The organism is Cryobacterium sp. PH31-AA6 (genome assembly GCF_030063195.1).
GTDB lineage: Bacteria > Actinomycetota > Actinomycetes > Actinomycetales > Microbacteriaceae > Cryobacterium.
The window spans coordinates 1-25,408 of record NZ_JASISS010000007.1 but is presented as its reverse complement, the minus strand read 5'-3'; the positions used below and the strand labels follow the sequence as shown (position 1 = coordinate 25,408).

The 25,408-nt window shown below is 68.4% G+C and carries 28 protein-coding genes; 14 read left to right on the top strand and 14 right to left on the bottom strand.

The window, feature by feature from the left end; all coding sequences use genetic code 11:
• Nucleotides 1-5: 5 nt before the first annotated feature.
• The 9 genes from QMG61_RS07280 to QMG61_RS07240 form a co-directional block, all read right to left on the bottom strand.
• Nucleotides 6-515, bottom strand: a complete 510-nt coding sequence (locus QMG61_RS07280) for a hypothetical protein (protein ID WP_283493676.1) — start codon at nucleotides 513-515, stop codon at nucleotides 6-8.
• Nucleotides 512-1,000 carry an NUDIX domain-containing protein gene (locus tag QMG61_RS07275; RefSeq protein WP_283493675.1) on the bottom strand — a complete coding sequence of 163 codons (489 nt, stop codon included), beginning with the start codon at nucleotides 998-1,000 and terminating at the stop codon, nucleotides 512-514. The genes QMG61_RS07280 and QMG61_RS07275 overlap by 4 nt, the downstream gene beginning before the upstream one ends.
• A gap of 69 nt (nucleotides 1,001-1,069) precedes the next feature.
• Nucleotides 1,070-1,327 (bottom strand): acyl carrier protein, encoded by a 258-nt coding sequence (locus QMG61_RS07270; protein ID WP_283493674.1) that lies wholly within the window; start codon nucleotides 1,325-1,327, stop codon nucleotides 1,070-1,072.
• A complete protein-coding gene (locus tag QMG61_RS07265) occupies nucleotides 1,324-2,745 on the bottom strand; it encodes a dihydrolipoamide acetyltransferase family protein (RefSeq protein WP_283493673.1) in 1,422 nt (473 codons plus the stop codon). Before QMG61_RS07265 ends, QMG61_RS07270 begins: the two co-directional genes overlap by 4 nt.
• On the bottom strand, nucleotides 2,738-3,718 hold the full coding sequence (locus tag QMG61_RS07260) for an alpha-ketoacid dehydrogenase subunit beta (RefSeq protein ID WP_283493672.1): 981 nt from the start codon (nucleotides 3,716-3,718) through the stop codon (nucleotides 2,738-2,740). Before QMG61_RS07260 ends, QMG61_RS07265 begins: the two co-directional genes overlap by 8 nt.
• The gene (gene pdhA / locus QMG61_RS07255; protein WP_283493671.1) at nucleotides 3,715-4,683 is read right to left on the bottom strand and encodes a pyruvate dehydrogenase (acetyl-transferring) E1 component subunit alpha; all 969 of its coding nucleotides are present in this window, start codon (nucleotides 4,681-4,683) and stop codon (nucleotides 3,715-3,717) included. Before pdhA ends, QMG61_RS07260 begins: the two co-directional genes overlap by 4 nt.
• The gene (acsA, locus tag QMG61_RS07250) at nucleotides 4,680-6,485 is read right to left on the bottom strand and encodes an acetate--CoA ligase (protein WP_283493670.1); all 1,806 of its coding nucleotides are present in this window, start codon (nucleotides 6,483-6,485) and stop codon (nucleotides 4,680-4,682) included. The genes pdhA and acsA overlap by 4 nt, the downstream gene beginning before the upstream one ends.
• A gap of 101 nt (nucleotides 6,486-6,586) precedes the next feature.
• Nucleotides 6,587-7,084: a hypothetical protein gene (locus QMG61_RS07245; protein ID WP_283493669.1), complete on the bottom strand. Its 498-nt coding sequence runs from the start codon at nucleotides 7,082-7,084 to the stop codon at nucleotides 6,587-6,589.
• A gap of 133 nt (nucleotides 7,085-7,217) precedes the next feature.
• Nucleotides 7,218-7,607, bottom strand: a complete 390-nt coding sequence (locus QMG61_RS07240) for a hypothetical protein (RefSeq protein WP_283493668.1) — start codon at nucleotides 7,605-7,607, stop codon at nucleotides 7,218-7,220.
• Nucleotides 7,608-7,663: 56 nt separating this feature from the next.
• Between QMG61_RS07240 and QMG61_RS07235 the strand changes: the two genes are divergently transcribed.
• Complete coding sequence (locus tag QMG61_RS07235) at nucleotides 7,664-8,326, top strand: thermonuclease family protein (protein WP_283493667.1); 663 nt, start codon at nucleotides 7,664-7,666, stop codon at nucleotides 8,324-8,326.
• Between the two features lie 31 nt (nucleotides 8,327-8,357).
• On the opposite strand, the gene QMG61_RS07230 is transcribed toward QMG61_RS07235, so the two are convergent.
• Nucleotides 8,358-8,885, bottom strand: coding sequence for an adenine phosphoribosyltransferase (locus QMG61_RS07230; protein ID WP_283493666.1), 528 nt, complete (start codon nucleotides 8,883-8,885; stop codon nucleotides 8,358-8,360).
• A 4-nt stretch (nucleotides 8,886-8,889) separates the two neighbouring features.
• Nucleotides 8,890-9,447, bottom strand: coding sequence for a MarR family winged helix-turn-helix transcriptional regulator (locus QMG61_RS07225; RefSeq protein WP_283493665.1), 558 nt, complete (start codon nucleotides 9,445-9,447; stop codon nucleotides 8,890-8,892).
• A gap of 92 nt (nucleotides 9,448-9,539) precedes the next feature.
• On the opposite strand from QMG61_RS07225, the gene idi reads away from it, so the two are divergent.
• Genes idi through QMG61_RS07185 form a run of 8 tightly spaced genes read left to right on the top strand, consistent with a single transcriptional unit; the run spans nucleotide 9,540 to nucleotide 15,640 of the window.
• A complete protein-coding gene (gene idi / locus QMG61_RS07220; protein WP_283493664.1) occupies nucleotides 9,540-10,079 on the top strand; it encodes an isopentenyl-diphosphate Delta-isomerase in 540 nt (179 codons plus the stop codon).
• A complete protein-coding gene (locus QMG61_RS07215; RefSeq protein WP_283493663.1) occupies nucleotides 10,072-11,118 on the top strand; it encodes a polyprenyl synthetase family protein in 1,047 nt (348 codons plus the stop codon). The genes idi and QMG61_RS07215 overlap by 8 nt, the downstream gene beginning before the upstream one ends.
• Nucleotides 11,115-12,008, top strand: coding sequence for a phytoene/squalene synthase family protein (locus tag QMG61_RS07210; RefSeq protein WP_283493662.1), 894 nt, complete (start codon nucleotides 11,115-11,117; stop codon nucleotides 12,006-12,008). Before QMG61_RS07215 ends, QMG61_RS07210 begins: the two co-directional genes overlap by 4 nt.
• A complete protein-coding gene (gene crtI, locus QMG61_RS07205; protein WP_283493661.1) occupies nucleotides 12,005-13,663 on the top strand; it encodes a phytoene desaturase family protein in 1,659 nt (552 codons plus the stop codon). The genes QMG61_RS07210 and crtI overlap by 4 nt, the downstream gene beginning before the upstream one ends.
• Nucleotides 13,660-13,998, top strand: a complete 339-nt coding sequence (locus QMG61_RS07200) for a lycopene cyclase domain-containing protein (RefSeq protein ID WP_283493660.1) — start codon at nucleotides 13,660-13,662, stop codon at nucleotides 13,996-13,998. The genes crtI and QMG61_RS07200 overlap by 4 nt, the downstream gene beginning before the upstream one ends.
• On the top strand, nucleotides 13,995-14,300 hold the full coding sequence (locus QMG61_RS07195) for a lycopene cyclase domain-containing protein (RefSeq protein WP_283493659.1): 306 nt from the start codon (nucleotides 13,995-13,997) through the stop codon (nucleotides 14,298-14,300). Before QMG61_RS07200 ends, QMG61_RS07195 begins: the two co-directional genes overlap by 4 nt.
• Nucleotides 14,293-15,192 carry a prenyltransferase gene (locus QMG61_RS07190; protein WP_283493658.1) on the top strand — a complete coding sequence of 300 codons (900 nt, stop codon included), beginning with the start codon at nucleotides 14,293-14,295 and terminating at the stop codon, nucleotides 15,190-15,192. The genes QMG61_RS07195 and QMG61_RS07190 overlap by 8 nt, the downstream gene beginning before the upstream one ends.
• A 28-nt stretch (nucleotides 15,193-15,220) precedes the next feature.
• Nucleotides 15,221-15,640: an RNA-binding S4 domain-containing protein gene (locus QMG61_RS07185; RefSeq protein WP_283493657.1), complete on the top strand. Its 420-nt coding sequence runs from the start codon at nucleotides 15,221-15,223 to the stop codon at nucleotides 15,638-15,640.
• 27 nt (nucleotides 15,641-15,667) lie between these two features.
• Here QMG61_RS07185 and QMG61_RS07180 read toward each other — a convergent pair whose 3' ends face one another.
• The 3 genes from QMG61_RS07180 to QMG61_RS07170 all read right to left on the bottom strand — a co-directional run bounded on the left by QMG61_RS07180 (nucleotide 15,668) and on the right by QMG61_RS07170 (nucleotide 19,634).
• Entirely contained in the window at nucleotides 15,668-17,110 is a 1,443-nt protein-coding gene (locus QMG61_RS07180; protein WP_283493656.1) for a phytoene desaturase family protein, read from the bottom strand.
• Complete coding sequence (locus QMG61_RS07175) at nucleotides 17,103-18,542, bottom strand: lipase maturation factor family protein (protein ID WP_283493655.1); 1,440 nt, start codon at nucleotides 18,540-18,542, stop codon at nucleotides 17,103-17,105. Before QMG61_RS07175 ends, QMG61_RS07180 begins: the two co-directional genes overlap by 8 nt.
• Before the next feature lie 96 nt (nucleotides 18,543-18,638).
• Nucleotides 18,639-19,634: an LVIVD repeat-containing protein gene (locus QMG61_RS07170; protein WP_283493654.1), complete on the bottom strand. Its 996-nt coding sequence runs from the start codon at nucleotides 19,632-19,634 to the stop codon at nucleotides 18,639-18,641.
• A 211-nt stretch (nucleotides 19,635-19,845) separates the two neighbouring features.
• On the opposite strand from QMG61_RS07170, the gene QMG61_RS07165 reads away from it, so the two are divergent.
• From QMG61_RS07165 to QMG61_RS07145, 5 genes are all read left to right on the top strand, one after another.
• The gene (locus QMG61_RS07165; RefSeq protein ID WP_283493653.1) at nucleotides 19,846-20,871 is read left to right on the top strand and encodes a LacI family DNA-binding transcriptional regulator; all 1,026 of its coding nucleotides are present in this window, start codon (nucleotides 19,846-19,848) and stop codon (nucleotides 20,869-20,871) included.
• 66 nt (nucleotides 20,872-20,937) lie between these two features.
• Nucleotides 20,938-22,242: an extracellular solute-binding protein gene (locus QMG61_RS07160; protein ID WP_283493652.1), complete on the top strand. Its 1,305-nt coding sequence runs from the start codon at nucleotides 20,938-20,940 to the stop codon at nucleotides 22,240-22,242.
• An 8-nt stretch (nucleotides 22,243-22,250) separates the two neighbouring features.
• Nucleotides 22,251-23,207, top strand: a complete 957-nt coding sequence (locus tag QMG61_RS07155; RefSeq protein WP_283493651.1) for a carbohydrate ABC transporter permease — start codon at nucleotides 22,251-22,253, stop codon at nucleotides 23,205-23,207.
• A complete protein-coding gene (locus QMG61_RS07150; protein WP_283493650.1) occupies nucleotides 23,204-24,037 on the top strand; it encodes a carbohydrate ABC transporter permease in 834 nt (277 codons plus the stop codon). Before QMG61_RS07155 ends, QMG61_RS07150 begins: the two co-directional genes overlap by 4 nt.
• Nucleotides 24,038-24,039: 2 nt before the next feature.
• On the top strand, nucleotides 24,040-25,110 hold the full coding sequence (locus tag QMG61_RS07145; RefSeq protein ID WP_283493649.1) for a glycoside hydrolase family 130 protein: 1,071 nt from the start codon (nucleotides 24,040-24,042) through the stop codon (nucleotides 25,108-25,110).
• The last annotated feature ends 298 nt before the right edge of the window (nucleotides 25,111-25,408 follow it).

The window sequence follows — 25,408 nt, the reverse complement described above, 5'->3', positions numbered from 1 at the left end:
GCCGGTCAGGTTCCGGACGCGGTCGTGATCGTTTTCGGAGGCCTAGGGAAGGCGTCCCTCATGTGATCCGACGAGAGGTAATCGCCGACCCCGATCAGGATCAGGCTGAACAGGATCTGCTCCGTGACCATCCAGAACGGGTAGAGGCCGGGGATCGCGGCCAGGACGAGGGTGATCACGGGAAAGATCTTACTGAACAGTCGCAGTCGCGAATATGCCCAGTAATAGCCCATCCGGGCTCGCCAGGCGAAGTAGAACAGGGTGAGTGTCATCGCGAGCACGACGAAGCTGCGCATCCAGACCGAGAACGGCAGCGCGGCACCGTCGAGGGCGAGCACGGCCGCCACGATCACGGCCGTCGCACCGAGCACCAGCTCGGCGCCGAGCAGCCAGGCGATCGCGACGAATGCGCGCCGGGTGCGTGGGTGGTCGCGCTTCTCAGGCGGGATCGTGTACTCGACGCTCCGGCCTCCCGCAACGCGGTCGACGGCGAGAAACATCGGTTCCAGATTCATGGTGCCTCCGGGACAACGCTAGCCGGTGCCCGGCCCGAGTCGAGCCGCAGCCGCAGCCCCGGCCAGCTCGCGGCAAATCCGGGGTGGAGGGGAAGCGCCTCGACTCTGTCGGACGGCACCCAGCGGAGCTCGATACTCTCCAGGTCGCTGATCACCGGTTCAAAGGCCTCAATCGCGAGCACGACCACGGTCGTGTACGACCAGAAGCCGAGATCGAGCACCGAACTGAACTGCACGCTGACGAGGTCGGCAGACACCCCGGCCTCCTCGCCTGCCTCGCGAAGGGCAGCCTCCAGCGCGGTCTCGTGCTCGTGCCGCGCCCCACCGGGCAGCCCCCAGGTGTCGCCCTGGTGGCTCCAAACCGCGCGGTGCTGCAGCAACACACCCAACTCCCGGTGGTGCACGAGCAATCCTGCAGCACCGAACCGGCCCCAAAATTTGCGGCCGTCGGGGCCATAGACCCAGGTGTCACCGTTACCGCTCATCCCACAAGCATGCGCCACCGAGCCGTGAATACGCACGGAGCAGAGGCGAACGCAGCAAATGCGCGCGGATCACTCGCCGGCCCCTCGGCCGTGGGCTGCGACGTAGTCGATCAGCCCCTTGACCGTGCCGACCTGGGCATAGTCACGCTCCGGCGTGTCCACCCCGGTGGTCTGGGCGATCGTTTCGATCAGGCGCAGAAAGTCCAGGGAGTCGAGCTCGAGGTCCTGGCGCAGCCTGGCGGTCTCCGCCTCCTCGTCGAGATCGACATCCGGTGCGACCTGGCCGATGGCCTGGCGGACCGCCGCTCGGGCATCCTGTTCGTTCATAGCTCCTCCGGTTTCTGCAAGAGTTCCTCCATTCGGGCAAGGAATCGCCCGCCGCGAAGCCCGTCGCTGACCCGGTGGTCGGCCGAGAGGGTGGCCGTGACGGCGGGGCGCACGCCGATCAACCCGTTGCGGGCAAAGGGTTGTTCCAGCACCCGGCCGAGGCCGACCAGCGCGACCTGTGGCGGGTAGATGACCCCGAACACGCTCTCCACTCCCAGGTCGCCGAGATTCGTGACCGTGATCGTCGGGTCGGCCATTTCGGCGCGTTGGAGCCGGCCGGCGCGGGCCCGACCGACGAGGTCGCGGAGTTGGTCCATCAGCACCTCGACGGGCAGGGTGTCCGCGTCGTGGATGGCCGGGGCGACGAGGCCACCGCGGCGGAGCGCGACGGCCACCCCGAGGTGCACTGCGCGGCTCGGGCGGAAGGTTTCGTCGGTGAAGAAGCCGTTGACCTCGGGGACCTCCTTCGCCGCCAGTGCGGCCGCCTTGAGCAACAGCGCGGCAGGGACGAGCCTGGCCGAGATCGGCCGGGCCTGGTTGACCTCCGCCATCCAGGCGAGGGCCGCGCCGAGGTCGAGGGTGGTGCTCAGGTAGTAGTGCGGGATTTCCCTCTTCGAACGGGTCATCAGGGTGCCGATGGCGCGGCGCAGGCTCTCCGCCCGATCGGCGGGCGCTGGGATTGGCGGTTCGGCGGCAGGTTCGGTGACCGGCGGTTTGGTGACCGGCGGTTCGGTGACCGGCGGTTCGGTGACGGCGGCGGGTTCGGCCTCCGCACTCGTTCCAGCCACCGCGCTCGTTCCCACCTCAGCGCTCGCGGAGCGGCGGACATCCGTCTCGGTGATGGCGCCCTTTAGGCCGGTCCCGCTCACCGCGGCCAGATCGACGCCGAGTTCCCCGGCGACCCGGCGGGCACGCGGCGAGGACCGCACCCGGTCGGCGTCCGGCTTCTCGGGTGCCGGAGCGGGTGCCGAGGCACGAGCCGCGGCCTCCACATCCGCCCGCGTCACCGCACCGTTCCGGCCCGTGCCGTGCAGGTCGCCCGTGTCGATGCCGAGGCTGTGGGCCAGGCGCCGCACCGGCGGGGAGACGGATCCGGAGGTCGCCGCCGCCGGCACCGGTACCGGTGCCGGCACTGGCACTGGCACTGGTGCCGTTCGGCCGGCCGGAGCAACGCCGGCCGCCGGGGTCTGGGTGATCCTGGCGAGCACGCCGCCGACCGGTACGGTCGTGCCGACCTCGACGAGCAACTCGGCGACAACGCCCTCCTCGAACGATTCCACGTCGATGTCGGCCTTGTCCGTGTCGATGACGGCAACCATGTCGCCGCGGTGCACGTAGTCACCGGGCTTGACCAGCCATTCGATCAGCTTGCCCTGCTCCATGTCCGCGCCGAGCGCCGGCATCCGGAATTCACCCATGGGTGCCCACCGCCTCCCTGGCCGCGGCGACGACACGGTCGACCGAAGGCAGCGCCGCCTGTTCGAGATGTCTGGCGTACGGCACGGGAACCTCGGCGCTGCACACCCGGCCGACGGGTGCGTCCAGGTCGTAGAAGGCGTGCTCGGTGATCCGCGCACTGATTTCGGCCGACAGGCTGCCGCTTCGCCAACCCTCGTCAACGATGACGGCCCGATGGGTCTTCGCGACCGTGGCGAGGATGGCCGCGTCGTCGAGCGGCCGGAGGGTGCGCAGGTCGAGCACCTCCGCATCGATGCCGTCCTCGGCCAGACGCTCGGCGGCCTCGAGCACGAGCCCGAGGGTGCCGCCGTAGGTGATCAGTGACACGTCGGCGCCCTCACGCCGAATCAGCGCGGTGTCGATGTCGACCGCACCGGCGTCGTCCGGGAGGTCCCCGGCTTGATTGTAGAGCGAGCCGTGCTCGAAGATCAGCACCGGGTCGGGGTTCTGAAGGGCGGTCCACAGCATCCCGCGGGCGTCCGCTATGGTCGCCGGGGTGAGGATGCGCAGGCCGGGGATGTGGGCGTACCACCCCTCGAGGCTGTGCGAGTGCTGGGCCGCGAGCTGGCGCCCGGCGCCGGTGGTCATTCGGATCACGAGCGGCACGTTGAATTGCCCGCCGGACATATGCGAGAGGGTCGCGGCGTTGTTCATGATCTGGTCCAGCGCGAGCAGGCTGAAGTTGACGGTCATGATCTCGACGATCGGGCGCATCCCGCCGAGGGCCGCGCCGATCCCGGCGCCGACGAACCCGGACTCGGACAGCGGGGTGTCCCGAATGCGTTCCGGGCCGAACTCCTCGAGGAGACCGAGGCTCACGGCGTAGCAGCCGCCGTAGCTGCCCACGTCCTCCCCCATCAGGAAGACCCGATCGTCACGCTGCATCGCGTCCCGGATTGCGGCCCGCGTGGCATCGCGGTACGTGGTCTTCATGTCGGATCCGCCTCGCTGTAGACGAAGCGGCCGAGTTCCTCGACCGGCTCGATTGTGCCGGCCTCCGCGAAGTCGACGGCCGCCTGGACCTCGGCGTCGACGTCGCCCTGGATGGACGTCCAGCTCTCGGCCGACAGTTCGCCGGCCGCCTCCAGGGCTGCGCGGAGCAGGTCGATCGGGTCGCGCTCGACCCAGTGGGCGACCTCGGCCTTGTCCCGATAGCGCTCGGGATCGTACATCGAGTGCGCCCGGAAGCGGTAGGTGCGAAGTTCGAGGAAATGCGGTCCGCCCCCGCCTCGGATGGCGTCGACCGCACGCCGGGCCGCTTCCTCGACGGCGAGCACGTCCATCCCGTCCACAGACCAGGCCGGGATCTCGTAGGCGGATGCCTTCAGCGCGATGTCCGTCTGGGACTCCGAGCGCCCCACCGCGGTGCCCATCGCGTAGAGGTTGTTCTCGCAGCAGAACAGCACGGGCAGCTGCCACAGCGCGGCCAGATTGACGCTCTCGTGGAACTCCCCCTCGGCGACCGCGCCCTCGCCGAAGAAACAGGCGGTGACGCGGTTGCGGCCGGACATCTTGTCCGCGAGGGCGAGGCCAACCGCGAGGGGCAGGCCGCCCGCGACGATCGCGTTGCCGCCATAGAAACGGGTGGCCGCATCGAAGAGGTGCATTGAGCCTCCCCGGCCGCGACAGCAGCCCTGCTCGAAGCCGTACATCTCGGCGAGGATGGCTCCCGCGGGCACGCCACGAAGGAGGGCGTGGCCGTGTTCACGGTAGGTCGCCAGAACGGCGTCGTCCGGGCCGAGTGTGCTGAGCACGCCGGCCGCGACCGCTTCCTCGCCGATGTAGACGTGCATGAACCCGCGGATCTTCGCCGCGCTGTAGAGCTCGACGCACTTCTCCTCGAATCGCCTGACCCTGAGCATCTCCGTGAGCAACCAGCGGGAGTGTTCCCCGTTCATCGGGGCACCTCCACGGTCGAGGTGTCGCCCTCCGGCAGACCGAGCTCGCGCGCCTTGAGCAGGCGGCGAAGGATCTTGCCGCTGCGGGTCTTCGGCAGCGACGTGGTGAACTCGAGTTCGCGGGGCGCCACGGCGGGTCCGAGTCGTTTGCGCGCGAAGCCGATGATCTCCAGGCGCAAGTGCTCGCCGGGTTCGAATCCCGGCTTCAGCTCGACGAAGGCCTTCACCACCTGCCCCGCTACCGGGTCGGGGATGCCGATGGCCGCGGCCTCGGCGACGGCCTCGTGCTCCATCAGGGAGCTCTCCACCTCGAACGGGCCGATCAGGTGGCCGGAGGACTTGATCACGTCGTCCCCGCGGCCGACGAACCAGTAGTAGCCGTCGGCATCCCGTTTGGCCAGGTCGCCGGTGAGATACCAGCCGCCGACGAAGCAACGGCGGTAGCGTTCCTCCTCGTTGAGGTAGCCGCGGAACATGGACGGCCAGCCGGGGCGTAACGCCAGCTCGCCCACGGTGTCCGGCTGGGTGACCAGCAGGGCCTCGTTGCCCCGCAGCACCGGGTTACCCTCGTCGTCGCGGGCGACCAGACCAGCCTCGACACCGGGCAGCGGCCGGCCCATCGAGCCGGGGCGGATCTCGGTCGCGACGAGGTTTGCGATCATGATCCCGCCGGTCTCGGTCTGCCACCAGTTGTCGTGCACCGGCAGTCCCAACGCCTCCTGGCCCCAGACGACGACCTCGGGGTTGAGCGGCTCTCCGACGCTGGCCACGAAGCGCAGGGCAGAGAGATCGTGGGCTGCCGCCCGTTCGGTGCCGGACTTCATCAGCATCCGCAGTGCGGTCGGCGCGGTGTACCAGACGGTGACCTTCTGCTCCTCGAGGATGCGGTACCAGCGGTCGGCGTCGAGCTCCTCCTCGTCGACGATGGCCGTCACTCCGTGGACGAGGGGCGCGATCACACCGTATGAGGTGCCGGTGACCCAGCCGGGATCCGCGGTGCACCAGTAGACGTCGTCCGGGTGCAGGTCGAGCGCAAACAGTCCGGTCGCATAGTGCGCGGTGACCGCGTCGTGCACGTGGATGGCGCCCTTCGGGGTTCCGGTGGTGCCGCTCGTGAAGTGCAGCAGGGCCATCTCCTCCGGCTGGGTGGCCGCGATCTCGCCGTAGGGCGGGGCATCCCTCATCAGAGCGGCCAGGTCGAGAGTGCCCGGCTCCGGGTCGCCGGCCGCGTCGACGAGGAACACGTGCTGCAACTCGGGCAGCGAGTCCCGCACCGGGGCGACCTTCTTGCGATAGAGCGCCCGGGTGGTGACCAGGGCCCGGCCCCCGCCCAGGTGCAGGCGTTGTCGCACCGGCTCCGGGCCGAACGCGGAGAACAACGGACAGAACACACTCGCGTTCTTGAACGTTCCCAGCACCGCAACGTACAGCTCGGGGACGCGCCCGATGAGCGAGAAGACCCGGTCGCCACGCCCGATGCCGAGCCCCCGCAGAACGCTCGCGAACCGGCTGCTCTCCTCGGCGAGCGCGGCATAACTGAGCGAATGGGTGGAGCCGTCCGCGCGAACGAAGCGCAGGGCCTCCCGGTCCGCATTCGGGCCGGCTGCGTGCCGGTCGACGGCCTCGTAGGCGATGTTGACGCCCCGGCCGCCCGGAAGCCCCGCCAGGGCGTGCCTGGCCGCATCCCAGCTGAAGGTGGCGCAGGTGGCGTCATAGTCGACCAGATTCGGACGCACCGGGAGACCGGCCACGTGCTTGCGGATCGTCTGCCAACGCGTGCTGGACTCTGTGTCTGCCGTCATGCCCCCATGGCACTCCACCCGGTGCGCCCGGCCTAGGGACTTAGGTCCCGTCACTCACCGCCCGGTGCGGATGACCACGGTGGCGTCGAGTGCCGTGGAAATCACCACGGGTACGGTTTGGGGATCTCATCCGCGTCGACGTAGTGGATTCCGGCCTCCGGGTCGAGTTGCAGGCCGGAGACGGAATCACGGCAGGATGCTTCCCAGACCTCCTGCCCGGACAGGGCATGGATCTCGCCATTCGTCACGACCCAGCCGCGCACGGCCTGGTAGGGAACGCCTCCCTCCGCTGAGAGGTACCGGGTGCCCAGCTCGACAGTGTGCAGCATGAGACTGAACGTGTCGGCGGCGCTGATCCGACAGGTGACGTAGTCGAGGAGTTCCGAGTAATCGAGGCTCGGGGTGGTGCGTCCCGTCGGGTCGGTGTGGAAGCTGGTGCGGCCGATCGCGCCCGCAGAGACCGTGAGCTCATGGCATCCGCTCCCGTGCCTGGTGCCGACGAGGGCGGCGACCAGGTGCTCCTGGTTCTCGTGGCGAACGGCGGTTCCGGGGCACCCGGTGCAGCCCGCCAGACGGCAATACGGGCAGGTGATGTTCAAGGCTGGATCCCCCCGGCTGCGGCAGCGTTTTCGTCCCTTTCACGCGGGATCGTCTACCGGGCGACCGAGGTCGTCTGCCGTCAAGCTAGCAGCTACCCCGGTCCGCCGCAGTCGGCCGGAAGGGGGACAACGTTCACAGAAAACGGAGCAATAGGACCGGAAGATTGGTCAGGATTGTCCAGGCGGCAACGACGATCCCGATGACGGCCGGCACGGTCCCACCGCCTCGTCCGAGCCGGCGGGCGCGGAAGCCGAACCAGATCGCGGAAACTGTCGGGGCGAGCAACAGCAGGAGGGCGGGGATGCCCGCCAGCAGGACTGCCCTGAGCGGGGCGTCCTGCCCGCTGCCGGAGTCGAAGCCCTGCAGGCTCAGCAGGGACTCGCCCAGGACCATCGCGAGGACGAACGCGACGGGCATCGCGGCCACGGAGATCCAGGCGGCCCGGAGGGCCCGGAGGCCGCGGTGGTCAGAGACGAACGGTGCGGGCGTGGTTTCGTCGACCGGCTTGCCTGAGGTGACCATGGTCGCTCCGTTCTGCCCCCACGCACGCGCCGGCAGGCCTGCCGTACTCTCAAGACATGATCAGGACGATGATTCGCGGTCTTGGACTGCTCGTGGCTGTACTTGTCGTCGGGATGCTCGGGTTCTCTGCCTTCCAGCCGGGAGGGCTTCCGGGCTCTCTGATTGATCTCCAGGGCAACGGCACGACCTCCGATGACGCGACCGTCCGAATCGACGCGGACGGCACGACCGGGTCTGTTCCGGGCGGGTCTGTTCCGGGCGGGTCTGTTCCGGGCGGGGTGCCGGCGCGGCCGGTCAACGCCGTGGCCATGACCGTCGAGCACGTGCACGACGGGGACACGCTCTTCCTCCGGGCCGCACAGCCCAATTCCCCGGCCGGGTCGACGGACGCCGTCAAGGTGCGCCTGATCGGGATCGACACCCCGGAGATCGGCGACCAGGCGGAGTGCTTCGGCGACGAGGCCACGCGGGCGCTGCGCGCCCTGGCACCCGACGAGAGCACGGTGTGGATCACCGCCGACCGGGAGCCGGCCGACAGGTATGGTCGCAGCCTGTTCTACCTGTGGACCGACGACGGACGGTTCGTCAACTACGAGCTGATCGCGGCCGGGGCCGCCGAGTCACTGAACATTGCCCCGAACGACGCCTACTACCCGCTGCTTCGCGCCACCGAGGATGCCGCGACGAAGGCGGGAACCGGCATGTGGGGCGCTTGCTGACGCATGACGACCGGCCCCGCTCAGGCGGAATTCAGAGCGCGACGATGGTGTGCACCGCGGCGTCGCCGAGCCGGCTGCGGCCGGCGAGCTCGGTGAGCTCGAGCACCACGCCCACCCCGGCCAGGGCGTAGCCGGCGCGCTCGATCAGGCGAGAGGTCGCCGCGATCGTGCCGCCCGTGGCCAGCACGTCGTCCAGGACGAGGACCCGGGAGCCGGGCGCGAGCTGCCCGATCTCGAGTTCGAGGCTGGCCGACCCGTATTCCAGGTCGTAGTCCTCGGTCAGGACGGCACCGGGAAGCTTGCCGCCCTTGCGCACGGCGAGCACGGCGACGTCGGCCGCGTAACCGACGGCCGCGGCGAGCAGGAACCCGCGCGCCTCAATGCCGGCGACGGCGTCGAACTCCCCCGCGAACCGGCCGACGAGTTCATCGATCAGGGAGCGGAAGGCCGCGGCATCGGCGAAGACCGGGTTGAGGTCTCGGAACAGGATGCCCGGCTGCGGGAAGTCCGGGTAGGAGGCGAGGAGGGTGTTGACATGGACTGCTGCGGGAGTTGGCACTGATTCAGCGTAGGGGATTCCGGCCGGGCGACCGAGACGAGCCTTCGGTCCGAGGCTGCTCGACGACGGACATGGCCGCACCCATCCCGTCCAGAAAACTCACGACGGCGCGTCGATCGGCGACGCTGAGGCCCTCGGCGATCGCCAGCATCCGCTGGTGCACGTCACCCAGCACCCGCCTGACCTCCAGGTGGGCCCGCGGTGTCGCGTGCACCACCTGAGCGCGTCGATCGACGGCGTGGGGCTCACGGCGGACGTGACCGGTCCTGGTCAGCCTGGACAGGAGCTTCGCCGTGGCGGCAGAGCTGATCCCGAGACAGGCGCTGAGGTCCTTCGGTCCCATCGACTGCCCTGCCCGCTCCGCACGGATCAGCTGGCGGATGGCCAGCAGATCGGTGTCGTTGATCTTGAGGGCGGCCTGGGTTCGCCGGCGCATGGCCACATCGATCCTCCGGAAGTCGCGGACCGCCTTCAACACCGCCGTGGCCGTGTCCGTGGCCTCGTCCTCGAAGCCGTCCCAGTAGGTGCCGGGAGTGGACGGATCGGCGATTGGTTGAGACATTGCTCCATGCTAGCCTCACAACTAGCTAACCTAGTTAGGTAAATTTCCGGCTATGGTGGCTGAATACACTGAGCACACAGAAAGGCGCGGTCATGGCACAGATCGAACTGATCGAGGAGCGCGTGGTCCTCGTCGATGATTCGGGTCTGGCCATCGGCACGGCTCCCAAAGCGACCGTTCACGACGCCGACACCCTGCTCCACCTCGCGTTTTCCTGCTACGTGTTCAACTCGCTCGGAGAGGTTCTGGTCAGTCGCCGGTCGCTGGCCAAGAAGACCTGGCCCGGAGTGTGGACCAATTCGTTTTGCGGCCATCCGCTCCCGGGCGAATCCATTCCGGACGCGATTGTTCGCCGGGCCCACTTCGAGCTCGGCCTCGAACTCGAGGACATTCGGGTGACCCTGCCCGATTTCCGTTACCGTGCGGTCGACAGCAGTGGAATCGTCGAGAACGAGATCTGCCCGGTCTACCTCGCGACCACGGCGGCGGAGCCGCTACCGAACTCAGACGAGGTCGCAGAATTCGCCTGGGCAGACCCGGCGACACTCCGACGCTCGGTACTCGATCACCCGTGGGCCTTCAGTCCCTGGCTGGGGCTGCAAATCAAGGAGCTGACCGACTTTGATGCCTGAGACCGTGACCATCGGGGTCGAGACCGAACTGGAACGTTTCTTTGCCGCCGGCCGGCTCAGGGCGAGCGACCATGGGGACCATTACGTCGCTCTCTGGGATTGTCTCGAGCAGGCCGGGAGCGGCGGAAAGCGACTGCGACCGGCGCTGGTGCTGGCCGCGTTCACCGGCTTCGGCGGTACCGACCTCAGCCTCGCCACGCCGGTCGCCGTCAGCTTCGAATTGCTGCACACCGCCTTCGTCATCCATGACGATGTGATCGATCGCGACCTCGCCCGCCGTGGCGTGGCCAATGTCGCCGGCCGATTCACGGAACGCGCGCTCGCCCATGGGGCGGTCGGCGCCCAGGCGGATGTCTGGGCCGCCGCCGCCGCCATCCTCGCCGGCGACCTTGCCCTCAGTGAGGCCCACCGAGCCCTGGCGATGCTACCCATCGAGCGGGAACTCCGGGGTCGATTGCTCGACCTGCTCGATCGGGCCGTGTTCGTCAGCGCGGCCGGCGAGCTGGCCGACGTGACCAACACCGCGTCGAAAATGCCCCTCTCGGTCGCCCAGGTGATCGCCACCCTCGAACACAAGACGGCCGTCTACTCCTTCGAGGCTCCCCTGCAGGCCGGCGCCATGCTGGCCGGGGCATCCGTGGAGGCCATCCGCGTCCTCGGTCTCTTCGGCCGGTTGGTCGGCGTGGCGTTCCAGGTGACCGACGACATCCTCGGCGTTTTCGGCGACCCGGCGCGAACAGGCAAGAGCGTCGTCTCCGATCTGCGGGAGGGAAAGCAGACCGCACTGATCGCACATGCCGGCTCCACGACGGCCTGGTCCGAAATCGCGCCGTTGATCGGCAAGGCCGACCTCACCGAGGAGGAGGGAGCAGTCGTGAAGGAACGGTTGCGAGAGTGTGGCGCGCTCGACGCCGCAGAGGATCTGGCGCACAGCCACGCCCGGCAGGCCGTGGAGGCCCTGGACACGCCGGTCATCCCCGAAATATTGCGCGGTCAACTCACCACCTTGGCCGGCACCGCCGTGAATCGAACTCGATGAGCCGTCGGAACACCGCAGCAAAAACCGAGATCGGCACCTACAACCGCGCGGCCATCGCGAGTTCGGCGACCGTGATCGGCCATTATTCGACCTCGTTCGGGCTGGCCACCCGACTGCTCGAGTCACGCGTGCGCAGCCAGGTCAGGACGATCTATGCCCTGGTGCGAATCGCCGACGAGATCGTCGACGGCGCGGCCAGCCAGGCGGGCCTGAGCATCGACGAACAGCGGGCGATGCTCGACGGCCTCGAACGGGAGACGACGGAGGCCATCCTTCGTGGCTTCAGCACCAATCTGGTCGTGCACGCGTTTGCGGCCACCGCCAGGGAGACCGGGATCGACGCCGGCCTCACGGCCCCGTTCTTCGCCTCGATGCGCCGGGACCTCGACCCCGCCCCGTTCGACGCGGCCGGCGTGGCCGAGTATATCTACGGCTCGGCCGAGGTGATCGGGCTGATGTGCCTGCGCTGTTTCATCCAGGACACGCCGCGAACGCCTGCGGACCTGGTGAAGCTGGAGACCGGCGCCCGCAGCCTCGGCGCCGCCTTCCAGAAGGTGAACTTCCTCCGTGACCTGGCCGCCGACCGCGACGACCTCGGGCGCAACTACTTCCCGGGTGTGAGCCTTCTCACCATGACCGACGAGGAGAAGAATGCCATCCTCGACGACATGGACGCCGACCTCAGCGCTGCCGAGCGGGTGCTCCCGCTGATTCCCGCGGGCAGCCGGCGCGCGGTCACCGCGGCCCACGACCTGTTCGCCCGCCTGTCTGCAAAGCTACGGGCAACCCCCGCACGAGAACTGATGAGCGCCCGGGTTCGGGTGCCGGATCCGGAGAAGATCATGATTGCCCTCGGCGCTTCATTCGGTCCCAAGGCGTGGAAACGATGACCACGGGCAGCCCCCGCACCGTCGTCATCGGCGGTGGCATCGCGGGGCTCGCCAGCGCTGCCCTCCTCGCCCGCGACGGCCACGTCGTCACGCTGCTGGAGGCGCAGGATGAGCTCGGCGGCCGCGCCGGCTCCTGGAACGTCGACGGCTTCCGGTTCGAGACCGGACCGAGCTGGTATTTGATGCCGGAGGTGTTCGACCACTTCTTCCGGCTATTCGGCACGAGTACGGCCGAGCAATTCACTCTCACCCGGCTCGACCCCGGTTACCGCGTCTATTTCGAGGGCGAGACGGAGCCGGTGGACATCGCCGCCGACCGCGCCGACAACATCCGTCTCTTCGAACGTCTGGAGCCCGGCGCGGGCGCGGCGCTCGACCGGTACCTCGTCTCGGCGAAGGACACCTACGAGATGGCCGTGAAACGCTTCCTGTACACGAGCTTCGCGTCGTTCCGGCCCCTGCTGGTACCCGACGTCCTCGCGCGGCTCGGCCGACTCGCCCGGCTCCTCCTCCAGCCGCTCGACAAGTTCGCGGCCGGCTACGTGAAGGACCCGCGGCTGAGGCAGATCCTCGGCTATCCGGCCGTGTTCCTCGGCTCCTCCCCCGACCAGACCCCGTCGATGTACCACCTGATGAGCCACCTCGACCTGGCCGACGGGGTGCTCTACCCGCAGGGCGGGTTCACCAGACTGATCGACAGCATCGCCGACATTGCCGTCGCGGAGGGCGTGCAGGTGATTACGGGAGCGCGGGTGACCCGGATCCGCACCACGGAGGGTGCTCACAGCGCCGTGGCCGGGGTCAGCTACCGCACCGAAGACGGCACCACCGTCGAGCTCGACGCCGACCGGGTGGTCTCCGCCGCCGACCTGCACCACACCGAGACCGAGCTGGTGCCGGAGGGAAAGCAGACCTACCCCGAGCGCTGGTGGCAGAAGCGGATGTCAGGGCCGGGCGCCGTGCTGGTGATGTTGGGTATCCGGGGCGACCTGCCCCAGCTTGAGCACCACACCCTGTTCTTCACCAGGGACTGGGGCGAGAACTTCGGCCGCATCTTCGGCAAGAAGCCGAGCGTTGCGTCGCCGGCCTCCTTCTACGCCTGCCAGCCCAGCGTGACCGACCCCGGGGTTGCCCCGGAGGGATACTCGAACATGTTCCTCCTGGTGCCGATTCCCGCCGACACCGGCCTCGGCCGCGGCGGCATCGACGGTGCCGGTTCGGCGGCGATCGAGAAGATCGCCGACGACGCGATCGCCCAGCTCTCCGAGTGGGCCGGGATTCCCGATCTCGCCGAGCGGATCGTGGTGCGGCGCACGGTCGGCCCGGCCGACTTCGCCGGGGACCTCAACTCCTGGCGCGGCGGGGCCCTCGGCCCGGCGCACACCCTGCGCCAGAGCGCGTTCCTGCGTGGATCGAACGCGTCGTCGAAGATCGACGGACTGTTCTACGCCGGTGGAACGACGATTCCCGGGATCGGCCTGCCGATGTGCCTGATCAGCGCCGAGATCCTGCTCAAGCGGGTTCGGGCGGACACCAGCACGGGGCCTCTGCCCGAACCGTTGCCCCACCCGGCACCGAAGCCACAGCCTCCGCGGCCTTCACCGCCCCACCCACAGCCCCAATCACGGCCGCAATCACAGCCGCGACCGCTGTGACCTTCGCCTACCTGGCTACCCTGCTGCTGTCCCTCGGCGCGATGGTGCTGCTCGACCGTCGATTCCGCCTCTTCTTCTGGCGCGGGCCGGCGCGGGCCGCGATCGTGCTCGGTGCCGGGCTGGTGTTGTTCCTGGCCTGGGACCTGGCCGGCATCGGTCTCGGCATCTTCTACCGCGGCGAAACAACGCTGATGACGGGCCTGCAACTGGCGCCAGAGCTGCCGATCGAGGAGTTCTTCTTCCTCGCCTTCCTCAGCTACCTCACCATGAACGCCGTACACGGCGCCCGACTCCTGCTCGCCACACGCAGCCGGAAGGCCGGGCCGGCCCGGTGACCTACCTGCTCCTGAACACCGTGTTCCTGGTCGTTGCCGGAGGAATCACCGTCGTCGCCCTGTGGCTCCGACCGGGGTTCCGGCACCATCTGCCCGCCATCGGGGTCGCCCTCGTCGCCGTGCTCGTGCTCACGGCCCTCTTCGACAACGTGATGATCGGGATCGGCCTGGTCGACTACGATCCGAACAGGATCAACGGGCTGCGCCTCGGCCTCGCCCCGATCGAAGATTTCGCCTATCCGGTGGCCGCAGCGCTTCTGCTGCCCGCACTCTGGGCATTATTGGGGAGAACGGATGACTGAGATGGCCACGTCGACGCTGTGGAAGACCCGGCAGGTGCTGCTGTCATCGCGCCCCTTGAGCTGGATCAACACCGCGTTCCCGTTCGCGGCCGCCTATGTCGTGTCGACCGGTCGGGTGGACGCGCTTCTCGTGGCCGGCACGCTGTTCTTCCTCATCCCGTACAACCTGCTGATGTACGGGATCAACGACGTCTTCGACTACGAATCCGACCTGCGCAACCCCCGCAAGGGCGGGGTCGAGGGGGCCATGCTCGACCCGGGCCTGCATCGGACGGTGCTTGCGTCCGGGGTGCTGTCGGCGGTGCCCGTGCTTGGCGCGATGCTCGTGTTCGGGGGCACCGGGCATCCGTGGTCCTGGCTCGTGCTGGCGATCAGCCTCTTCGCGGTGGTGGCCTACTCTGTGCCCGGACTGCGGTTCAAGGAACGCCCGTTCGTCGATTCGATGACCTCGAGCACCCACTTCGTCAGCCCGGCGGTCTACGGCCTCTTCGTCGCCGGCGCCACGCTCACCCCGGGTCTGGTCGCCCTCCTCGTGGCCTTCTTCTTCTGGGGCATGGCCAGCCACGCCTTCGGGGCCGTGCAGGATGTGGTTCCGGACCGGGAGGGCGGGATCGCGTCGATCGCCACCGCGCTCGGCGCGGCGCGCACCGTGCGACTCGCGATCGCACTCTGGGCGGTCTCCGGGCTACTGATGCTCGCCACCGGCTGGCCGGGAGCGCTGGCCGTGGTGCTCGCCCTCCCGTACATCGCCGCGGCCTGGCCGTTCCGGTCGATCGCGGATGAGCGTGCGGAGGCCGCCAATGCCGGCTGGAAGCGTTTTCTCTGGCTGAACTTCGTCACCGGGTTCCTCGTCACGATGCTGCTCATCGGCTGGGTGCTGCTCCGCTCCTGAGCCGGGCGCGAGGTCGTAGAGTCGAGGGATGGACCCTCTGATGACCGCGCGCGTCGACAGCTGGACCTGGGCGGTGCGTATGTACAAGACCCGCTCCTCTGCCACTGCGGCCTGCCGGGCCGGGCACGTGCGCGTGAACGGCGACCGGGCCAAGTCGGCCCAGCCGGTGCGGATCGGCGACGAGGTGCGGGTGCGCAGCAACGGTTTCGACCGCATCCTGATCGTCTCGAGGATCGTGGTCAAGCGGGTCGGTGCCACCGTGGCGGCCGAATGCTTCGTCGACAAGACTCCCCCGCCGCCGCCCCGAGAAGAGGTGGCCCTGGTGCCGATGCGTGACCGCGGCGCCGGGCGGCCGACGAAGCGGGAGCGGCGCGATATCGACAAGTTGCGCGCGACCGTGCGCGGTGAGCCGGGCGACGGCTCCTGGCTACCCGACGTGGACGACTGAGCCGTTGGAACGGACCCGGCCCGATGCTCAGGGCGCCAACGTGGGCGGCTCCCGTATGCCGAATTCATCGCGCAGCACGAGGGTGGCCGCGTGCCAGCCGTTCATTCCGTGCACGGCCGGCCCGGGCGGCGTCGAGGCCGAGCAGAGGTAGAGGCCCGGCACGGGGGTCTTCCACGGCCGGGTTGACACCACGGGCCGCTTGACGAGCTGCCGCAGGGTGACCTGCCCGCCAAGGATGTCCCCGCCGACGAGGTTCGGGTCGACCTGGCTCATCCCCTGCGCGGTGCAGGATGCGGTGGCCAGGATGGTGTCCCGGAACCCGGGCGCGAACTCCTCGATCCGGCTCACGATGGCCTCGGTCCGGTCGACGTTCGACCCGAGCGGCACGTGCGTGTAGGCCCACAGCACCTGCCGGCCATTCGGAGCCCTGGTCGGATCGAGCACGCTCGGCTGGCTGAGCAGCACGAACGGATGCTCCGGCAGGCGACCAGCGGCCACCTCCCGCTGCGCAAAGATCACCTCCGCCCGGGTGCCGCCGAGGTGAACGGTGGGGGCAAGGGCCGTCTCGTTGTGTGACCACGGCACCGGGCCGGACAGGGCGAAGTCGACCTTCGCGACCCCGGTCCCGTAGCGGAAGCGTGCGAGTGCCCGCCGGTACCGCGACGGGAGCGCGTCGCCGGCGAACCGGTCGAGGAAGACGGGCGAGGTGTCGAGCAGCGTCACCCTGGCCGGCTCAAGATCGCCGGGCCGTCGCACCTCCCTGCCGAAGCTGAACCTGCCGCCGTGGGCCACGATGTCCGCGACCATGGCGTCGGCCACCGCCTGCGCACCGCCGACCGGGTAGCCCCAGCCGTCCCCGTGGGCGTAGGCGGCCAGCAACACCCCGGTGCCGGCGGTGGCCAGCGACGGCTGGCGTGCCGGCGTGTGCGCGGCCACTCCCGCGAACAGGGCCCGGGCCGCTTCGCCGCGGAGGATCCCGACCTGCAGCGCGGAGCCGAGGCCGAGCACCCGCAGGCCGTAGACGAGGGCGGCGACCGGGTCGTCCGGCCAGCGCAGGAGCTGGTTCCCGGTCAGGGCGACGACGCCGTCGAGACGGTTGAGGACAGGCTGGAACAGCCGCAACCAGGCTTGTCCATCGCGCCCGAGGCCGTCCGCCGTGCGGTCCAGGCTCCGATAGGCGACGGCCGCCCGCGTGCGGTCGAGGGGATGCGCGTACGACACCTCCGGGATGATGAACGGCACCCGTGAGGTGAGCCCGAACGCCCGGAAGAACGGTGACGCGAGTGCGGCCGGGTGTACCGCCGAGCCGACATCGTGTCGAAAACCGGGCAGGGTCAGCTCTTCGGTCCGGAGCGCTCCGCCGGCGGCGCCGGCCAGCTCGGTGACCTGCACCGACAGGCCCGCCCTCGCCAACACCACCGCCGCGGCCAGCCCGTTGGGGCCTGCACCGACGACGTTGACGTCAGGCACGTGCCCGCCCGGCGAGCGACACCGGGGCGACGAGCAGGCCCACTTCCGAGCGAATCCACCAGACGTGGGCGGCCCGGCGTTCCGCGTGGGTCGAGAATCGGTAGAGGAAGACGCGGGCACGAATGTGCCGGGGCGGGGCGCCCGGGAAGGGGTTGACGCGCAGCAACCGCAGGGTGGGGCGGTCGCCCTCGAGCAACCGGACCAGGAAGACCTCGAACCACCGAGTGTCCCTCGCGCCGAGGGCGAGGAACCACATCAGCCAGTCCAGACGCAGGTGATACGGGGCGGCCTGGCGCGGCAGCCGCCCCGGATCGCCCGGCTTGCCCCGGAACTCGTAGGCGAGCCAACCGGTCTCGTCGCGCGGGTCATCCGCGTTGCTGCCCTCGACGACCACCTCGAAGCGCTCCTTGGTGACGGTGCCGAACGCGCCGTACGCGTTGACCAGGTGATAGCGGTTGAAACTCGCGTTCATCAGCTGTCGACGCGCGAACAGGTTCGCGAGCGGCCGGTAGCTGAGCACGAGCAGCAACACCATGGCGGCCAGCACCACCACAACGAACCAGATCGGCGCGGCCGGGGACGGCCCCGCGGCCGGGAGCCAGGGCAACACGGCCCGGAAGGCGGCGTCGTCGATCGCCGAGAAGGCGAGCACGATCGTGATCCAGTTCAGCCAGGCGAAGTTGCCGGTGAACACGAGCCAGAACTGGGTCGCCACGATGACGGCAGCGGCGACGGAGGCCACCGGCTGAGGTGCGAACAGGAAGAACGGCACCACGAGCTGCGCAAAATGGTTTCCGACGACCTCACCGCGGTGGAACCACCTCGGCAGGTGATGCACGAACCAACTCAGAGGGTTGGGCATCGGCTGCGTCTCGTGGTGGTAGAAGAGTGCGGTCAGGTCCCGCCATTCCCGCCCGCCGCGGATCTTGATCATCCCGGCGCCGAATTCCAGCCGGAACAGCAGCCAACGGCAGAAGAGGATCACGGCGATCGGCGGGGCCACCTCCTGTGAGCCGAGGAACGCGACCACGAAACCAGCCTCCAGCAGCAGGCTCTCCCACCCGAATGAGTAGAACGTTTGCCCGACATTGACGATGGACAGGTAGCCGGCCCAGAGCAGCAGGAAGGCCGCCATCGGCAGCCACGGCGGCCCGAGCTGCGGCAGCCCGGCCACCAGCGCCGCGGCCAGGGCCGCGCCGGACCAGGCCAGGACCAGCAGCATCCGGTCGGTGTACCGCCAGTGGAACAGGCTCGGCGATTGCCGGAACCGCACCCGGGAGACGAAGGCCGGCACGGGAAGCAGACCATGTTCCCCGAGCAGAGCCGGGAACTGGTTGACCGCCGAGACGAAGCCGATCAGGTAGCACGCGGCAACGCCGCGCTGCAGCACCTGCCGCGCGATCTCGTAGTCTCCCGCATTGAACCAGTCCATGGTGGAGTCACCATAGGCCCGCCCGCACCGGCCTTCAATGGGTTCCCGGGCCCGGGCGGGTCGAGGGCGTACTCCACTGTTCCCGGCAGACCCGCCCTACCTTTGGACGCGCACGATCTCGTAGGCCACGGCGTCTGTGCCCGGGGTTCCGAACCGCGCGTTGACGGCGTACAGGTCGCCGCGCGGCCCGAAGTCAATGGTGGTCGGGACGTCGAAGTCCGGGTCCGTCAGGGTGCGCACGAACGTCGCCTCCGTTCCGTCTGAGGACAGTCGCAGCTGGGCGATGCTGTTCTCGCGGTTCTGAACGACGTAGAGCGTGCGGCCTTTGAGCAGCAGCCCGTCGGCGGCGGTCACGTCACCACCCGTGATCGTGATCCGGGTGGCCTCACCGCTGGACACGTCGACCAGATACAGGGCGCTGCCCGAGCCGTCCGGATCGGCCGACTGCCCCAGGATGAGAGTGCCGGCATCGAACGCGGCGATGCCGTTCCCGTTGAACGAGCCTGGAGGTGCGAGCACGAAGTCACCGCCGAGCGGGATCTCCCGCGGCTCGCCGACGGTGTCACCGTCCACCGGGAGCGCATAGATCACGGCCCGCTGGGAGTCGGTGAAGTAGGCGGTGTCGCCGACGACGGTGAGGTCGTTCACGAAGCCGGCTCCCGTGATGTCGCGAACCGCGACCTCCGCGCCGGACCGGCGATCGTACGCGCGGAGTTCGCCTGAGGGCCCGCCGGCGACGAGGAGTAGACGACCTGCGATCTTGAGGCCGACCGCCGGGTCGCCGTCGGCCGCGACCAGGGGTGCGGTGTGCCCGGTTCGGAGGTTCACGGTGACGATCGTGCCGTCGACCAGGGAGCCGGCATAGGCCGTGTTCCCCTTCACCACGATTCCCTCCGGCTGGAAGCCGAGATCGCCGGCGACTGCGTCGTTCGGCGGGGTGATGGTTTCGGGAAAGCGCGTCTGGCGGTCGTTCGAATCGTCGGCCAGTGCCGGGGCCGCGACGGCGACGGTGAGCCCGAACGCGGCCGCGGCGATCGCAATGCGGCCGGGCGTGGATCGATGTATCGGGTGAGAGCGAAGAGCGGTTTTCATCTTGACTCCTGAGGTTCGGATTGGATGGAAGAACCGTGACAGCTGCCCATGAAAACAAGCTGAGAAATCATCGGAATCGCTCAAGGGACAGCCTGTGGGCCGGGACTGCCGGAGACCTTCTTGACGTCGTCAACTAAACCGGTATAGTTAACTAAACCGGTTCAGTCAGCCGTTGCGATCCGCGGCGGCTGGCGATCAACGAGGAGACCCAGTGAGTACTGAGAAGGTGACCATCGCCGACGTGGCCAAAACGGCGGGCGTCAGCAAGGGCCTCGTGTCATTCGCCCTGAACAATCGGCCCGGTGTCGGCGCGGAAACCCGCGTGCGGATCCTGCAGATCGCCCAGGACCTGGGCTGGAAGCCGTCACTTCGCGCGCGCTCCCTGTCGACCCAGCGGTCCTACGCGTTGGGCCTGGTGATAGCCCGCAACCCGGACGTTCTCGCCTCCGACCCGTTCTTCCCCTCCTTCATCGCCGGCGTCGAGTCGATCCTCGCCGCCGAACGACGTGCCCTCGTGCTCAGCGTGGTGCCCGACGAGGATACCGAGCTGCAGACCTACCGGTCGCTGGTGGCCGACGGCCGCGTCGACGGAGTCTTCCTCAGTGACCTGCGACACAACGACGCACGCATCCCGCTCCTGACCGAGCTCGGCCTTCCCGCCGTCACCCTCGGCCGGCCGGACGGCGACAGCCCGTTCCCCGCGGTCACGGTCGATGACACCCCCGGAATCACGGCATCCGTGCGCCACCTCGCCGAGCTCGGCCACAGCCGGATCGCGCACGTCGCCGGGAGCCCCGATCTGCTGCACGGCACGCGCCGCCGGGAGGCCTTCGCCGCGGCGATGGCGGCCGCCGGCCTTCCGGAAGGGCAAACCGTGGAGACGGACTTCTCCGTCGGTGCCGGCTCGGACGCCACCCGGCGCCTGCTCGACCAGGCGATCCGGCCGACCGCCATCGTCTACGCCAACGACCCGATGGCCATCGCCGGTCTCGGCGTGGCACACGAGCTCGGCATCCGGGTTCCCGACGACCTCTCGATCACCGGCTTCGACGACATCGACTTCTGCCGCTACGTGTTCCCGCCGCTGACCACGGTCAGCGCGGCGCCCGCGGTCTGGGGGCGTGCCGCGGCCCAGACCCTGCTTCGGCTGATGGAGCACGGCAGCGCCGAGGACGTCGATCTTCCGGCGGCCAGGCTGATCATCCGCGGCTCGACCGCCCCGCCGCGTCAGGTCTGACCGGCCCACTTTTTTCCCATATTTACCCGCAGCAGGGCTGCTGCTTCCTAGGAAATGGAGAACGAAATGCACAGCAAGGGATTGACCAGGCGAATCCTCGCCGTCACGGCTGCTTCGGCCACCGTGGTTCTGGCGCTCGGCGCCTGCGCCTCCGGCGGCACGAGCGGTGGCGACGCCGCGACGGCCCGCGGCCCGATCACGATCTGGTATTCCAACAACTCAAGCGAGATCGCCTGGGGCAAGCAGATGGTGACGGCATGGAACGCCGACCACCCCGATGAAAAGGTCAAGGCGCAGGAGATTCCCGCGGGCAAGAGCAGCGAGGAAGTGATCGGCGCGGCCATCACCGCCGGAAACGCCCCCTGCCTGATTTACAACACCGCCCCCGTTGCCGTGCCGCAGTTCGAGAAGCAGGGTGGACTCGTCGACCTGAGCAGCTTCAAGGACGGCGCCTCCTACATTGAGGACCGCACCGGCGAGAACGCCACGCAGTACCAGAACGCGGATGGCAAGTATTTCCAGATGCCGTGGAAGTCCAACCCCGTGATGATCTTCTACAACAAGGACATCTTCACCAAGGCTGGCCTCGACGCCGAGAACCCCTCGCTGGCCAGCTATGACGAGTTCCTCGCCACCGCCCGCACCCTGGTCTCCAGCGGCGCCGTCAAGAACGCGATCTTCCCGTCGCCGACGAGCGAGTTCTACCAGAGCTGGTTCGACTTCTACCCGCTGTACGCTGCGGAAAGCGGCGGAACGCAGCTGGTTGAAGACGGCAAGGCCACCTTCGATGACGCCGACGGCGTGAAGGTCGCCGAATTCTGGAAGACCCTGTACACCGAGGGTCTCTCGAGCAAGGAGAAGTACTCCAGCGACGCGTTCGCCGATGGCGTTTCCGCCATGTCGATCGTCGGCCCGTGGGCCATACCGGTCTACAAGGACAAGGTCAACTGGGCAGCCGTTCCCGTTCCCACCAGCGCGGGCACCACGGCGGACAAGACCTTCACCTTCAGCGATGCCAAGAACGTCGGCATGTACACCGCCTGCAAGAACCAGGCCACCGCCTGGGACGTGCTGAAGTTCTCGACCAGCAAGGCACAGGACGGCCAGCTCCTCGAGCTGACCGGCCAGATGCCGATGCGCGCCAACCTCCCCACCGAGTACCCGGACTACTTCGCGGCCAACCCCGCTTACCTGCAGTTCGGCGACCAGGCCAGTCGCACGGTCGAGGTTCCGAGTGTGTCCAACTCGGTCGAGGTGTGGCAGGACTTCCGCAACGCCTACTCCAAGTCGGTCATCTTCGGCGAGGGTGACGTGAAGACCTCGCTTGCCGGCGCCGCCGAGAAGATCAACCAGTTGGTCGGGACGAAGTAGCGTCTGCCATGACCACCACCGCAACAGCGAACCCGCCCGCCGGCAGATCCACCCGATCTCCCGGCGGGCGGGCCCCCCGCCGCCGCCGCCAGTTCCTGGGCAAGAACCCCATCGGCTTGCTGCTGAGCGCGCCCTACCTCATCTTCGTCATCGCCGTCTTCGCGTATCCGCTGGTTTTCGCGGTGTACATGGCGTTCCACGACTACTTCTTCGCCGCCCCCGGCGCCCAGGTTGATCGTCCGTTCGTCGGTCTCGCCAACTTCCAGGAGGTGTTCTCCGACCCGGCCGTGATCCGTTCGTTCGGCAACGTCGGCATCTTCCTGCTGATCAACGTGCCCCTGACGGTCGTGCTCTCCCTCGTGCTCGCGACGGCTCTGAACAAGGCGGTCCGCGCCCGAACCTTCCTGCGCGTGGCCTACTACGTGCCCTACGTGACCGCGAGCGTCGCGGTCGTCGGCGTCTGGCTGTTCCTGTTCAGTGGGAGCGGACTGGTCAACCAGCTGCTCGGCCCGCTCGCCCCCAAACCGTCCTGGCTGATCAGCCCGACTTGGGCAATGCCCACGATCGCGCTGTTCGTCACCTGGAAACAGCTCGGCTTCTACATCCTGCTCTACCTGGCCGCGCTGCAGAGCGTGTCGAAGGAGCTCTACGAGGCTGCGTCGACCGACGGCGCCGGCGCCGTGCGCAGCTTCTTCTCGGTCACGATCCCCGGCGTGCGTCCCGCGACCGTGCTCGTACTCCTGCTCTCGACCGTGACCGGTGCGAATCTCTTCACCGAGCCGTATCTGCTCACCGGTGGTGGGGGGCCCAACGGGGCATCCACCTCCCCCGTGCTGCTGATGTACCAGAAGGGAATTGAGCAGGGTCACCCCGGCACAGCCTCGGCGATTGGAATCGCGCTCGTGATCGGAGTGCTCATCATCGCGTTCGTCCAGCGCAAGCTCGCGGGAGGTGACGAATCATGACCCGTCGCCAGAGTGTTCTCCGCGGCATCGTCCTCGCGGTCGGCGCCGTCGCGTTCCTCTTCCCCTTCTACTACATGATCATCGGTTCGCTGCAGACCTCGCCCGACTCGACCCCGGGCGGCGCATTCCCGAACCCGGGCAACCTGACGTTCGAGAACTACACGGACATCAACAGCCGGATCAACCTCATGCGGGGCCTGCTCAACTCGGGAATCTTCACCGGCGGCGTCATCGTCGGCACCCTCGTCTTCGGAGTGCTCGTCGGTTATGCGCTGGCCCAGCTGCAGTGGCGCGGACGCGGGGTCACCTTCGCCCTCGCACTGCTGGTGCAGGTCGTGCCGTTCCAGCTTCTGATGATCCCCCTCTACGTCATGATCGCCAGGGACTACGGCCTCGCCGACAACTACCTCGGCATGATCCTCCCGTTTGCGATCAATTCCACCGCCGTGATCATCTTCCGCCAGTACTTCCTGCAGGTGCCACGGGATCTGTTTGATGCGGCGAGGATCGACGGCGCCGGCGAACTCACCGTGCTGCGGAAGATCGCCCTCCCGCTCGTTCGCCCCGCGATCCTGACCGTGGTGTTGTTGACCTTCATCGGACCGTGGAACGAGTTTCTCTGGCCATTCCTCGTCACCAAGGAGGCCTCGATGCAACCCCTGGCAGTGGCGCTGGCCAACTACATCAGCAACGTGGCCGCAACCGCGGCCAATCCCTTCGGGGCCGTGCTCGCCGGAGCCTGCGTACTCGCAGCCCCGGCAGTCCTGCTCTTCATCGTTTTCCAGCGACACTTTGTCTCCACCGATATCGGCTCAGGCGTGAAAGGTTAGAAATGTCTACCCCCACCGAATTCCCGTACACGCTCACCAGAATGGGCGTCATCATGACGCCCGAAGAGGGCAACGACCTCGAGGCGGAAGGCGTACTCAACCCGGGTAGCGGCCACACGCCCGACGGCACCCTGTACCTCCTCCCCCGTCTCGTTGCCACCGGCAACGTCTCCCGCGTTGGCCTGGCCAGGGTCATCATCACCGACGGCGTGCCCACCGGCGTCGAACGTGAGGGCGTCGTGCTCGAACCGGACCAGGGCTGGGAGCGTGGCGCGAACAACGCCGGCGTCGAAGACCCCCGGGTGACCTTCATCCCGCGCCTCGGCCTGCACGTCATGACCTACGTCGCCTACGGGCCCCTCGGTCCGCGCACGGCCGTTGCCGTTTCCAGCGACCTGCGTGAGTGGCGCCGCCTCGGTCCGGTGCTCTTCGCCTATGACGAAGCCCTCGACATGGACCTGAACCTGTTCCACAACAAGGACACGGTCTTCTTCCCTGAGCCCGTCACCGGACCGAACGGCGTCGAGAGTTTCGCCGTGCTGCACCGCCCGATGTGGGACCTCGGCGAGGTCAAGCCGGGCGAGGGCATCCGGGTTCCGGCCGGTGTCACCGACACCAGGCAGAGCATCTGGATCAGCTACCTGCCGGTCACGGAGGTCCTGGCCGACATCACGAAATTGACGTTCTGGAGCGGTCACCGGTTCCTCGTCGGGCCGCAGTTCCCGTTCGAAGAGCTCAAGATCGGCGGCGGGCCCGCCCCGCTGCGCGTGCCGGAGGGCTGGTTGCTCATGCACCACGGCGTGACCGGCACCATCGACGGAGCGTTCTCGCAACAGCAGAAGGTGAACTATGCGGCCGGCGCGATGATCCTCGACGCCGACGACCCCACCATCGTGCTGGCGCGCACGAAGGAACCGCTGCTCAAGGCGGAGACGCCGGACGAGATCAGCGGAATCGTCCCGAACGTGGTCTTCCCGACCGCGATCGAGGAGATCGACGGTCAGCGCTTCGTCTTCTACGGAATGGCCGACTCAAAGATCGGCGTGGCACGTCTGGACCACACCCCGGCCTGATCCCCGGCGCCGACGGTCGAGCCCGCGCCGGCGGTCGAGCCGGCGCCGACGGTCGAGCCTGCACCGGTGGTCGAGCCTGCACCGGTGGTCGAGCCTGCACCGGTGGTCGAGCCTGCACCGGTGGTCGAGCCTGCACCGGTGGTCGAGCCTGTCGAGACCCGGGTCACCGGATCTCGATGCTCCTATTGATGTCAAGCGGCGATTTGGGTTGGGGTGTGGCGTTGTTGGATGGCGTTGAGGATGGGGAAGATTTCTCGGGCGAGGTAGCGTTTGAGTAGGCGCATGGCGTCGCGTTTGG

Bases quoted from the DNA above. Each gene is read 5' to 3' on its own strand.
- QMG61_RS07275 (WP_283493675.1), bottom strand. From the start codon at position 1,000: ATGAGCGGTAACGGTGACACCTGGGTCTATGGCCCCGACGGCCGCAAA.
- QMG61_RS07215 (WP_283493663.1), top strand. From the start codon at position 10,072: ATGCCTGAGACCGTGACCATCGGGGTCGAGACCGAACTGGAACGTTTC.
- QMG61_RS07280 (WP_283493676.1), bottom strand. From the start codon at position 515: ATGAATCTGGAACCGATGTTTCTCGCCGTCGACCGCGTTGCGGGAGGC.
- QMG61_RS07160 (WP_283493652.1), top strand. From the start codon at position 20,938: ATGCACAGCAAGGGATTGACCAGGCGAATCCTCGCCGTCACGGCTGCT.
- QMG61_RS07270 (WP_283493674.1), bottom strand. From the start codon at position 1,327: ATGAACGAACAGGATGCCCGAGCGGCGGTCCGCCAGGCCATCGGCCAG.
- QMG61_RS07155 (WP_283493651.1), top strand. From the start codon at position 22,251: ATGACCACCACCGCAACAGCGAACCCGCCCGCCGGCAGATCCACCCGA.
- QMG61_RS07190 (WP_283493658.1), top strand. From the start codon at position 14,293: ATGACTGAGATGGCCACGTCGACGCTGTGGAAGACCCGGCAGGTGCTG.
- QMG61_RS07235 (WP_283493667.1), top strand. From the start codon at position 7,664: ATGATCAGGACGATGATTCGCGGTCTTGGACTGCTCGTGGCTGTACTT.
- QMG61_RS07225 (WP_283493665.1), bottom strand. From the start codon at position 9,447: ATGTCTCAACCAATCGCCGATCCGTCCACTCCCGGCACCTACTGGGAC.
- pdhA (WP_283493671.1), bottom strand. From the start codon at position 4,683: ATGAACGGGGAACACTCCCGCTGGTTGCTCACGGAGATGCTCAGGGTC.
- QMG61_RS07170 (WP_283493654.1), bottom strand. From the start codon at position 19,634: ATGAAAACCGCTCTTCGCTCTCACCCGATACATCGATCCACGCCCGGC.
- idi (WP_283493664.1), top strand. From the start codon at position 9,540: ATGGCACAGATCGAACTGATCGAGGAGCGCGTGGTCCTCGTCGATGAT.
- QMG61_RS07265 (WP_283493673.1), bottom strand. From the start codon at position 2,745: ATGGGTGAATTCCGGATGCCGGCGCTCGGCGCGGACATGGAGCAGGGC.
- QMG61_RS07145 (WP_283493649.1), top strand. From the start codon at position 24,040: ATGTCTACCCCCACCGAATTCCCGTACACGCTCACCAGAATGGGCGTC.
- QMG61_RS07210 (WP_283493662.1), top strand. From the start codon at position 11,115: ATGAGCCGTCGGAACACCGCAGCAAAAACCGAGATCGGCACCTACAAC.
- crtI (WP_283493661.1), top strand. From the start codon at position 12,005: ATGACCACGGGCAGCCCCCGCACCGTCGTCATCGGCGGTGGCATCGCG.
- acsA (WP_283493670.1), bottom strand. From the start codon at position 6,485: ATGACGGCAGACACAGAGTCCAGCACGCGTTGGCAGACGATCCGCAAG.
- QMG61_RS07240 (WP_283493668.1), bottom strand. From the start codon at position 7,607: ATGGTCACCTCAGGCAAGCCGGTCGACGAAACCACGCCCGCACCGTTC.
- QMG61_RS07150 (WP_283493650.1), top strand. From the start codon at position 23,204: ATGACCCGTCGCCAGAGTGTTCTCCGCGGCATCGTCCTCGCGGTCGGC.
- QMG61_RS07260 (WP_283493672.1), bottom strand. From the start codon at position 3,718: ATGAAGACCACGTACCGCGATGCCACGCGGGCCGCAATCCGGGACGCG.
- QMG61_RS07175 (WP_283493655.1), bottom strand. From the start codon at position 18,542: ATGGACTGGTTCAATGCGGGAGACTACGAGATCGCGCGGCAGGTGCTG.
- QMG61_RS07185 (WP_283493657.1), top strand. From the start codon at position 15,221: ATGGACCCTCTGATGACCGCGCGCGTCGACAGCTGGACCTGGGCGGTG.